The following is a 760-nucleotide window of genomic DNA, read 5'->3' as shown; positions in this document are numbered from 1 at the left end:
TACCGAAGTCAGCTTTAAAATCATCCAGAATTGATTGGCAAATTAAGCAGGCGGTAGAGCGGCATAAAATCACGCGTAGCTACTATGAACGCGCAACCGTGGATGCGCTTACCAAAATCCACAACCGAGCCTATTTTGATGAGGTGCTCGAAAGGGCCGTATCGGAACACGATCGCTCTGGTGAAGCCATGGCATTGGCGCTGATAGATGTTGATAACTTCAAAATACTAAATGATGAACAGGGCCATAGCGCGGGTGACAGAGCATTGAAGGCGCTCGGTGACACACTAAATGCCTGTAAACGCAAAGAAGATATTGCGGCGCGAGTCGGTGGTGATGAGTTTGCCTTGCTGATGGTGTACACCAAAGAACGCACCGGGGCGGCGTATCTTATTGAACGTATTCGTAGTCATTTTCAGGACTTCGCTTCCAAAGCCGGCTTGAACTTTGTGCCGACTTTGAGCATTGGTATTGCTTGGCATGCGCCGCCTATGACACCTGAGAAGCTGTACGAAAAAGCCGATAAAGCGATGTATCAGGCTAAGAAGATGGGCAAAGGGGCACACATCGTTCTTGAATAGAATTTGATGTAGCAACTATCGATGAGACGCTGATGCTAAAACGTGTCGATCGATCGGTTGATGGGTTGCGATACTCCCAGACCATAAAGCGCTAGATCAAGGCGCGGCCACAGCTTAGAGCGGCGCTTCGCACTCGACGGACTTCTTTTTGCAAAACTTCACTCCAGGTTTGGCCTCTG

General features: G+C 49.2%; 1 protein-coding gene. It reads left to right on the top strand.

Annotated features, from left to right (window positions below; all coding sequences use genetic code 11):
• On the top strand, positions 1-581 hold a 581-nt coding region (locus A3750_RS11305), incomplete at its 5' end, for a GGDEF domain-containing protein (protein WP_156498524.1).
• Between the last annotated feature and the right edge of the window lie 179 nt (positions 582-760).

This window comes from Oleiphilus sp. HI0079 (genome assembly GCF_001635105.1).
The sequence above is the reverse complement of the archived record's forward strand: the minus strand, read 5'-3'. Positions and strand labels throughout refer to the sequence as shown.